Source organism: Bauldia sp. (assembly GCF_020442045.1).
Taxonomy (GTDB): domain Bacteria; phylum Pseudomonadota; class Alphaproteobacteria; order Rhizobiales; family Kaistiaceae; genus Bauldia.
The window spans coordinates 1-8767 of the sequence record NZ_JAGRLA010000192.1; the positions used below are offsets into that span (position 1 = coordinate 1).

Below are 8767 nucleotides of genomic sequence, written 5' to 3' on the forward strand. Positions count from 1 at the left end.
CCGGGTCGTCAATATCGTCGCGCAGCGGTCAGCGATCCGTCACAGAACTGTCTTTCGAATCAGCTACATGCCGGGCAGGTCAGACAAGAAGCGGAGGGCGCGGCGATGCTTGCCCCATCGGCTCCCCGGCACGTCAGGACGCTGTTCATTTCCGATGTGCATCTCGGCTGCAAGGGCTGCCAGGCGGGGCTGCTTCTCGACTTCCTGCGCTACCACGATGCCGAGACGATCTACCTGGTCGGCGACATTGTCGACGGCTGGCGGCTGAAGCGCGGCTGGTACTGGCCGCAGGAACATAACGACGTCGTCCAGAAGCTGCTGCGCAAGGGTCGCAAGGGCTCGCGCATCGTCTATGTGCCGGGCAACCACGACGACTTCCTGCGGGACTATGTCGGCACCCATTTCGGGGGCGTCGAGGTGATGGACCGCACGCTCCACGAGACGGCGGACGGGCGGCGGTTGCTGGTCATTCATGGCGACGATTTCGATGTGGTCGTCCGGCATGCGCGCTGGCTCGCGCATCTCGGCGCCGGCGCCTATTCGACGGTGCTCGCCCTCAATACCAGCTTCAACCGGGCAAGGCGGCGCCTCGGTCTCGGCTACTGGTCGCTGTCGGCGTGGCTGAAGCTCAAGGTCAAGAATGCCGTGAACTATATCGGCGCCTTCGAGGAGGCGCTGGCCAAGGAAGCGAAGCGGGTGGGGGCGGATGGTGTCGTATGCGGCCATATCCATCACGCCCGCATCGCCGATCTCGACGGCTTCCAGTACGTGAATACCGGCGACTGGGTGGAAAGCTGCACCGCCGTCATCGAACACCACGATGGCCGGCTGGAGATCATCCGCTGGACCGAGAGGCGCGACGGGACGACCGACGACGACGGCGAGGACATCGAAGAGGAGCGGTTCGTGGCCGAGGCGGCCGAGTGAGGCTTCTCATCGCGACGGATGCCTGGCGGCCGCAGGTCAATGGCGTCGTGCGGACGCTGGAGCGGGTCGGCGAGGAATTGACCGCCGTCGGCGTCGAGGTGTCGATGCTGACGCCGGGCGGTTTCCGCACCATGGCGATGCCGACCTATCCCGAGATCCGGCTGGCGCTGGCCTTGCCGGGCAAGATCGCCGCCAGGGCCGCCGCGATGCGGCCGGATGCGGTGCATATCGCCACCGAGGGGCCGATCGGCTACGCGATCCGGCGATGGTGCCTCGCGACGGGCCGTCCCTTCACGACCTCCTTCCATACCCGCTTCCCGGAATATCTCGCGGCGCGGATGCCGATCCCGCCGCGGGTCAGCTATGCCGTGCTGCGGCGATTCCACAATGCCGGCCGCGGCTGCATGGTGGCGACCAGGACGCTGGAGACCGAGCTTTCGGAGCGCGGCTTCGAGCACCTGATGCGCTGGTCGCGCGGCGTCGATGCCGAGCTCTTCCGTCCGCGTCCGGGCCTGCGGTCGGCTGACGACCTCCGGCCGGTCTTCCTGTTCGTTGGCCGGGTCGCGGTCGAGAAGAATATCCGTGCCTTTCTCGATCTCGACCTGCCCGGCATCAAGCGGGTGGTCGGCGACGGACCGGCCCTGGCGGAGATGCGGAAGGCCTATCCCGACGTCGATTTCGCGGGAACGCTGACCGGCGAGCCGCTGGCCGAGGCCTATGCCCGCGCCGACGTCTTCGTCTTTCCGAGTCGCACGGACACCTATGGAATCGTGCTTCTCGAGGCGCTCGCCTCCGGGCTGCCGGTCGCCGCCTTCCCGGTTCCGGGGCCGGCGGATGTCATCGGCGATTCGGGCGTCGGCGTGCTTGACGAGGACCTCGGGAGGGCGGCTCGGGAAGCGCTGTCGATTTCCCGTGATGGCTGCCGGCAATTCGCGCTGGGCCATGGCTGGCGGGCCTGCGCCCTCCAGTTCCTCGGCAACGTGGTGTCGGCACAGGGGCTCGACTGTCAGGTGCCGGCCCTTGCGGCGGCGGCGGCGCCCTGATACCCGCCGGGCATGAACGATACGCCCGCGCCGACCATCGAAGACATCCGCCTCGCCGCCGAGCGCATAGCCGGACGGGCGAGCGTCACGCCACTGATCGAGAGCGCATGGCTCAACGAGCAGCTCGGCGGCCGCATCCTGCTGAAATGCGAGACCCTGCAGCGCACCGGGTCGTTCAAGTTCCGTGGTGCCTGCAACGCCATCGCGGCGCATGGCGAGGCGGCGCGGGAGCGGGGCGTGGTCGCCGTCTCCTCGGGGAACCATGCCCAGGGCGTCGCCGAGGCGGCGCGCCTGTTCGGTGTAGCGGCCACCATCGTCATGCCGGCCGACGCACCGGCGACCAAGCTCAGCCGGACCGCGCGGAGTGGCGCGACGGTCCTCACCTATGACCGCGCGACGGGCGACCGGGACGCGATCGCCGCCGAGCTCGTAGAGCGGACCGGCGCGATCCTGATCCATCCCTACAATGACCCTTATGTCATCGCCGGGCAGGGGACAGTGGGCTGCGAAATCAACGAGGCGATGGAGACGCTCGGCCTCGCCCCGGACGCCGTGCTGGTTCCTTGCGGCGGCGGCGGCCTGTCGTCGGGCGTCGGGCTGGCGACACGCGCCCGGTTTCCGGATTGCCGGGTCGTTCTGGTCGAGCCGCGCGACTTCGACGATTACGGCCGGTCGCTGCATGACGGGCGGATCGTCGCCAATGCCGGCAGCACCGGATCGGTCTGCGATGCGCTGATGGCGCCGGCGCCGGGAGCGATCGGCTTCGCCATCAACAGGGCGAACGGCGCGGAAGCCGTTTCGGTCGACGACGGGGCGGCGCTGGCCGCCGTTGCCCACGCTTTCCACGAGCTGAAGCTGGTGGTGGAACCGGGCGGCGGCGTCGCGCTCGCCGCGCTCCTGTCCGGCCAGGTCGATTGCGCCGGCCGGACGATGGTGGCGGTGCTCTCCGGCGGCAATGTCGACGTGGCCGTGCTCGTCCAGGCGCTCGCCCAGGGTTGACGGAGGCTCGAGCCTTCACCCCCAGAGCTTGCCTTCGGGCGGCGAAAGCAGGCTGCCGCGATAGACCAGCCCCGGCTGGCGGTCGGCGGCAAGCAGCAACGGGCCGTCGAGATCGACGAAATCGGCGGTCTGGGCGAGCAGCGTCGCCGGCGCCATGGCGAGCGAGGTCGACACCATGCAGCCGACCATCACCTTGAAGCCGAGATCACGCGCGGCCGATGCCGTCGCCAGCGCTTCGGTCAGGCCGCCGGTCTTGTCGAGCTTGATATTGACCGCGTCATAGCGGCCGCGGAGCGGGGCGAGATCCGACGCGACATGGAGGCTTTCGTCGGCACAGACCGGGACACGGCGGGCGGCGCCGGCCAGCAGCGCGTCATCGCCGGCCGGCAGCGGCTGTTCGACGAGTTCGACGCCGGCTGCCGCAGAGGCTTCCATATTCGCCGCGAAATTGGCCGCCGACCAGCCTTCGTTGGCGTCGGCGATCAGCCTCGCCCGCGGGACGGCCGCGCGGACCGCGGCGAGACGCTCCGGATCGCCATCGGCGCCGAGCTTGATCTTGAGGAGCGGCCGCTCGCTCGCCCGGCGGGCGGCCTCGGCCATCGCCTCCGGCGTGTCGAGGCTGATCGTGAAGGCGGTCTCGACCGGCCGGAGGGGTTGGACGCCCGCGAGGGTGGAGGCCGGCGTGCCGGACAGCTTCGCCTCGAGGTCCCAGAGGGCACAGTCGATGGCGTTGCGGGCGGCACCGGGCGGCATCGCAGCGAGAAGCGCCGCGCGGTCGAGGCCGTCGGCAACCGAGCCGCCCATCGCCTCGACCGCCGCTTTCACGCCGTCGGGCGTTTCGCCGTAGCGGGGATAGGGAACCGATTCGCCGCGGCCGAGCACGCCGTCGCTCCAGATCGAGGCGACGACGACGACCGCCTCGGTCCTGGCGCCGCGGGAAATGGCGAAACGACCGGCGATCGGCCAGTGTTCCACGGTAACCTCAAGGGTTCTTTGCATTTACAGGGTCTTCGGCTTGCCGCGTCCGGGCTTCACAGGCACACTCCGCCCCGGACAGTAGGGGCCGGGCGCGCAAGCCTCAAGGACGTCGCGCCGGGGATCAGACGCGACTTCATGGCGGATCAAGAGACGGTTTCGCAGGCGACGCTCGATCGCGACATGGTCGGCAACGCGACGCGCGTCGCTGCCGGCGGACTATGGCTGATCGGCGCGGTTTCCCGGCTCGAGCCGCGCATCGCCCAGGTCGTCCGGGAGACCCGCGGGCCGGTGATCCTCGACCTGTCAGGCATCGAAAGGATCGACACGGCCGGCGCCTGGCTGGTCACGCGGATCGAGACCGAACTCGCGGCGGTCGGCGATTCGGTGGAGATCACCGGCGCGTCGGAGAATACGCAGCGGCTCCTCGCCGCCGTCGAACGGGCACGGGACATTCCCGTCGAGATGCCGCCGCGCCGGTCGATGCTGCTGCAACTGCTCGAGCAGACCGGCCGGTCGACCGTCAATGCCGGTGCCGATGTCGTCCAGGCGCTCGGTATCCTCGGCGGGGTTGTCGGCGGATTGCTCAGCGGTTTCCTGCGGCCGTCGCGCTTCCGCCTCACCTCGATCGTCTATCACCTCGACCGCTCCGGCCTGCAGGCGGTACCGATCGTCGCGCTGATCTCCTTCCTGATCGGCGGCATCATCGCCCAGCAGGGCGTCTTCCAGCTCAAGTTCTTCGGCGCCGAGGATTTCGTCGTCGACCTGGTCGGCATCCTGGTCCTGCGCGAACTCGGCGTGCTGCTGACCGCGATCCTGCTCGCCGGCCGGTCGGGCAGCGCCTATACCGCCGAGATCGGCTCGATGAAGATGCGTGAGGAGCTCGACGCGCTGAAGGTCATCGGCCTCGATCCGATCGAGGTGCTGATCATGCCGCGGCTGCTGGCGCTGATCATCGCGCTGCCGCTGCTGACCTTCGTTTCCGACATCTGCGGACTCATCGGCGGCGCTTTCGTCGCCTTCATCTATGGCGACATGGCCTTCCAGCGCTTCGTGCTGCTTCTGCGCGACGCCGTCGACATGAGCACCCTGATGGTCGGCATCATCAAGGCGCCGTTCATGGGGCTGATCGTCGGCCTGATCGCCGCCAACGAGGGGCTGAATGTCCAAGGCAGCGCCGAGTCGCTCGGCCGCCATACGACCTCCTCGGTGGTCAAGGCGATTTTCATGGTGATCGTCGCGGACGGCATTTTCGCCATCTTTTTCGCGGCAATCGACTACTGACCATGGCGGCGAACGGCATCAACGGCGGAAACGACAGACAACGCCTCGACGAGGACGTGGTGATCCGCGTGCGCGGGCTGACCGCCGGATTCGACGATGCCGCCGTGCTGGAGAATCTCGATCTGGACGCCTATCGCGGCGAGATTCTCGGCGTCGTCGGGGCTTCCGGCACGGGCAAGACGGTGCTGCTGCGGACGATTCTCGGCCTGATCCCGAAGCGGGCCGGCACCATCGAGATCCTCGGCGTCGACCTCGAGACGGCGAGCGCCGCGGACCGCGAGCGGGTCGACCAGCGGCTTGGCGTGCTTTTCCAGCAGGGCGCATTGTTTTCGTCGCTCAACGTGCTCCAGAACGTCCAGGTGCCGATGCGGGAGCATCTCAGGCTCTCGCAGCGGATGATGGACGAACTCGCCCGGCTGAAGATCGAACTCGTCGGCCTGCCGCCCGACGCGGCGCTGAAATTCCCGGCGGAGCTTTCTGGCGGCATGACCAAGCGCGCCGGCCTGGCGCGGGCGCTGGCCCTCGACCCGGATATCGTCTTCCTCGACGAGCCGACCTCCGGTCTCGACCCGATCGGCGCGGCGGATTTCGACGACCTGATTGCCACGCTCAGCGAGAGTCTCGGGTTGACGGTCTTTATGGTGACGCACGACCTCGATAGCCTGCACACGGTTTGCGACCGAATCGCCGTGCTGGCGGACAAGCGTGTCCTCATCGAGGGCCCGTTCTCGGATATGCTGGAATTCGACCATCCGTGGGTGCGCAGCTATTTTCGCGGCACCAGGGCGCGCGGAATAACGGCCTAGGGCGATAGTGGATGGAGACCAGGGCAAGATACGCAATCATCGGAGCCTTCACCCTGGTGGTGATCGTGCTTGCCTTCGGCTTCGTCTACTGGCTGAAGCGGCTGGACGAGACCGGTATCCGCTCGACCGTCTATTTCGAGTTCGAGGGGACCGTGGGCGGCCTCGCCCCGGGAAGCGCGGTCTATTTTGCCGGCATCAAGGTCGGCAACGTCTCAAGCCTCGCCTTCGACCCCGCCGATCCGAATATCGTCCTGGTGACGGCGGATGTCCGCGTCGATACGCCGATCAAGGTCGATTCCCGCGCCGAAGTCGGCTCGAACCTGTTGACCGGCGTGGCCTATATCGAGATGTCGGGCGGCACCGCCGCGGCACAGAGCGTCTTCGAAGCCCAGCCGCCGAAGATCATCGGCAGCAAGTCGGCGCTCAGCGACGTGATCGGCGCCGCCAGTTCGGCGATCGTCAAGGTCGAGGGCATCGTCTCGCGGGTCGATGAATTCATCGCCAAGAACGAGGACGCGATCACCAAGACGGCACAGAATGTCGAGCGGTTCACCGGGGCCCTTGCCAGCAACACCGACGGGATCCAGGGATTCCTCGACAATGTCTCGGACATGTCGGACACGGTTGCGCAGTTGTCGGATCGCCTCGTCGCCGTCGTCGACAAGGCGAATAACATCATCTCGGCGGTTGATCCCGAGCGGGTCTCGTCGGTCGTCGAGAATGCCGACCGGCTGGTCGCGGCGGTCGCCGATTCGACGGCCGACATCAAGGAAATCACCGGCAAGGTCAAAGGCGTCGCCGACGATATCGCCAGGTTCTCCGAGGGGCTGAACAAGACGCTTGCCGACGTCCAGGGCGTGGTCGACGGGATCGACCGTGAGAAGATCGCCTCGGCGGTCGACAATATCAGCGCCTTCACCGACAAGCTCAAGACGGCGTCGCCCGACATCGACAGCCTCGTGGCGGACGCCAAGGCGACCGTGGCGAGCGCCAAGGAGGTGGCGGCGAATGCGTCGGTCTTCACCGAGAATCTCAATGCCCGCAAGGACGACCTGAACAAGATCGTCGCCAACGCCAAGGATCTGTCCGAGCGGTTGAAGGGGACGTCGGAGAAGCTCGACGCCGTGCTCGGCAAGGCGAATGACTTCCTCGGCGGCTCCGGCGAGGAGGGGAAGAATTTCTTCCAGGAGGCGACCGCCGCGGCCAGATCGATTCGCCAGATCACGGCAAAGCTCGATGCCCAGGCGGGAACGATTGTCGGAGGCATCGCACAATTCTCCGATCGCGGGCTGAAGGACATCAATGCCCTGGTGCAGGAATTGCGGGCTTCCGTCGCGCGTATCGACCGTGCGATCGGGGAATTCTCGCGCAATCCGGGAGGCGCGGTCTTTGGTGGCAATTCCGGTGTGCGCGAGTACAATCGCCGGTGAGTGCAGGGGGCGGGCGCAGGACGGCGCGTTTGAGGGGGCCCGGTTGACGTTGCGGGGACGTTTCACGAGGTGGTTCAAGCGACTGCCGCCGCTGGCTCTTGCTTTGCTGGTGGCCGGGTGCAGCCTGTTCAGCGGGCCGCCGCCGGAGACCTTTGACCTGATCGGACCGAGCTCGGTCCCGACGAAGGCCGGAACCGCGGCCCAGATCCTGATTCCCGAGCCGAGCGCCCTGAAGACCCTCGACAGCGAGCGGATCGTCGTCGCCACCGGCCCGCGGCTTTCCTACTATCCCGATGCCCAGTGGCCGGACCGGATGCCGAAGGTCTATCAGGCCAAGGCAATCGAGGCCTTCGAGAAGTCGAAGCGAGCCAAGGCAGTCGGGCGGCCTGGCGAAGGGCTGAGCATCGACTACCAGATCCTGACCAATATCCGCTCCTTCGAGTACCGGACCGACGGGGTCGCGGGCGGCTTCGCCCATATCGAGGTGGCGGTGAAGATCATGGATGACCGAAACGGCCGGATCGTCGCGACCCGGACGATCACCGGGGATGCCTCGGTCTCCGAGGACACCGCCGAGGGCGTCGTTGCCGGGGTCGACGCGGCGCTTTCCCAGGTACTTGTCGAACTGGTTCGCTGGACACTCTCGGTGATCTGAGCCGGGCGCTTCGCGCTTCCGGGCAAGCCCGCCACTCGCGCGGATTGCAGGTCCCAACGAAAAAAAGGCGCCCCGCAGGGCGCCTTTTGCCTGGTCAGGATACGGCCGGGATCAGTCGAAGCGACCGCTCGCGTGGGCGAGCATCGTATAGACCTTGCCGGTGTCGGAGATCAGGTAGGCGTTGCTCGCGTTCTTGTCGTTCTTGTTCTTGCGGGCAACCTCCGCCAGCAGCTTCTCGAAATCCGAGACGTAACGATCGACCGCGGTGCGGAACTTCTCGTCGCGCTGATACTTCTTGCGGATCTCGTCGAAGGTCTGCTGCCCCTGCAGGGTGTAGAGCCGGCGGGTGAACAGGTTCTGCTCGCCGCGCGCGTGACGCGCCCAAAGCTCGACCGACGCATCGTGGTCGATGGCCCGGGCGATATCCACCGAAAGGGCATTGAGCGGCTGGTCGGCATCGACATTGGCGCCGTTGCCGTTCACCTCGGCGGGCTTCGGCGCGGGCGCTTCGCCCTCGTCGCGCGAGGCCCGGCGGAGGAGGTCGGAGACCCAGCCGCCTTCGCTGCGCGCCGCTTCCTCATGCTCCTGCCGCGGAGCCTCCTCGCCGGCGGGCGGGGGCGGAGGTGGCGCCGCTTCGACCGGGACCGG

9 protein-coding genes are annotated in these 8767 nt (G+C 67.4%); 7 read left to right on the forward strand and 2 right to left on the reverse strand.

Features of this window, described 5'->3' with window-relative positions; translation table 11 throughout:
• The first annotated feature begins 105 nt into the window (after positions 1-105).
• From KDJ86_RS20395 to KDJ86_RS20405, 3 genes are read left to right on the forward strand one after another with little or no spacing between them, the layout of a single operon-like run.
• Positions 106-927 (forward strand): UDP-2,3-diacylglucosamine diphosphatase, encoded by an 822-nt coding sequence (locus KDJ86_RS20395; protein WP_291750248.1) that lies wholly within the window; start codon positions 106-108, stop codon positions 925-927.
• On the forward strand, positions 924-1970 hold the full coding sequence (locus tag KDJ86_RS20400) for a glycosyltransferase family 4 protein (protein ID WP_291750251.1): 1047 nt from the start codon (positions 924-926) through the stop codon (positions 1968-1970). Before KDJ86_RS20395 ends, KDJ86_RS20400 begins: the two co-directional genes overlap by 4 nt.
• Before the next feature lie 12 nt (positions 1971-1982).
• Complete coding sequence (locus KDJ86_RS20405; protein ID WP_291750254.1) at positions 1983-2969, forward strand: threonine ammonia-lyase; 987 nt, start codon at positions 1983-1985, stop codon at positions 2967-2969.
• A 15-nt stretch (positions 2970-2984) separates the two neighbouring features.
• Here KDJ86_RS20405 and dgcA read toward each other — a convergent pair whose 3' ends face one another.
• Entirely contained in the window at positions 2985-3968 is a 984-nt protein-coding gene (dgcA, locus tag KDJ86_RS20410) for an N-acetyl-D-Glu racemase DgcA (protein WP_291750256.1), read from the reverse strand.
• Between the two features lie 114 nt (positions 3969-4082).
• On the opposite strand from dgcA, the gene KDJ86_RS20415 reads away from it, so the two are divergent.
• From KDJ86_RS20415 to KDJ86_RS20430, 4 genes are all read left to right on the forward strand, one after another.
• Complete coding sequence (locus tag KDJ86_RS20415; RefSeq protein ID WP_291750258.1) at positions 4083-5228, forward strand: ABC transporter permease; 1146 nt, start codon at positions 4083-4085, stop codon at positions 5226-5228.
• Between the two features lie 2 nt (positions 5229-5230).
• Entirely contained in the window at positions 5231-6034 is an 804-nt protein-coding gene (locus tag KDJ86_RS20420) for an ABC transporter ATP-binding protein (protein ID WP_291750260.1), read from the forward strand.
• Between the two features lie 11 nt (positions 6035-6045).
• Complete coding sequence (locus KDJ86_RS20425; RefSeq protein WP_291750261.1) at positions 6046-7464, forward strand: MlaD family protein; 1419 nt, start codon at positions 6046-6048, stop codon at positions 7462-7464.
• A 109-nt stretch (positions 7465-7573) separates the two neighbouring features.
• Positions 7574-8119: an ABC-type transport auxiliary lipoprotein family protein gene (locus tag KDJ86_RS20430; protein ID WP_291750264.1), complete on the forward strand. Its 546-nt coding sequence runs from the start codon at positions 7574-7576 to the stop codon at positions 8117-8119.
• 111 nt (positions 8120-8230) lie between these two features.
• Here KDJ86_RS20430 and KDJ86_RS20435 read toward each other — a convergent pair.
• The coding region (locus KDJ86_RS20435; protein ID WP_291750267.1) for a hypothetical protein at positions 8231-8767 on the reverse strand (537 nt) is incomplete at its 5' end.

What these genes read in the sequence shown, in the direction of transcription:
- KDJ86_RS20415 (WP_291750258.1), top strand. Translation starts at nt 4,083, where the DNA reads ATGGCGGATCAAGAGACGGTTTCGCAGGCGACGCTCGATCGCGACATG.
- KDJ86_RS20405 (WP_291750254.1), top strand. Translation starts at nt 1,983, where the DNA reads ATGAACGATACGCCCGCGCCGACCATCGAAGACATCCGCCTCGCCGCC.
- KDJ86_RS20395 (WP_291750248.1), top strand. Translation starts at nt 106, where the DNA reads ATGCTTGCCCCATCGGCTCCCCGGCACGTCAGGACGCTGTTCATTTCC.
- dgcA (WP_291750256.1), bottom strand. Translation starts at nt 3,968, where the DNA reads ATGCAAAGAACCCTTGAGGTTACCGTGGAACACTGGCCGATCGCCGGT.
- KDJ86_RS20425 (WP_291750261.1), top strand. Translation starts at nt 6,046, where the DNA reads ATGGAGACCAGGGCAAGATACGCAATCATCGGAGCCTTCACCCTGGTG.
- KDJ86_RS20420 (WP_291750260.1), top strand. Translation starts at nt 5,231, where the DNA reads ATGGCGGCGAACGGCATCAACGGCGGAAACGACAGACAACGCCTCGAC.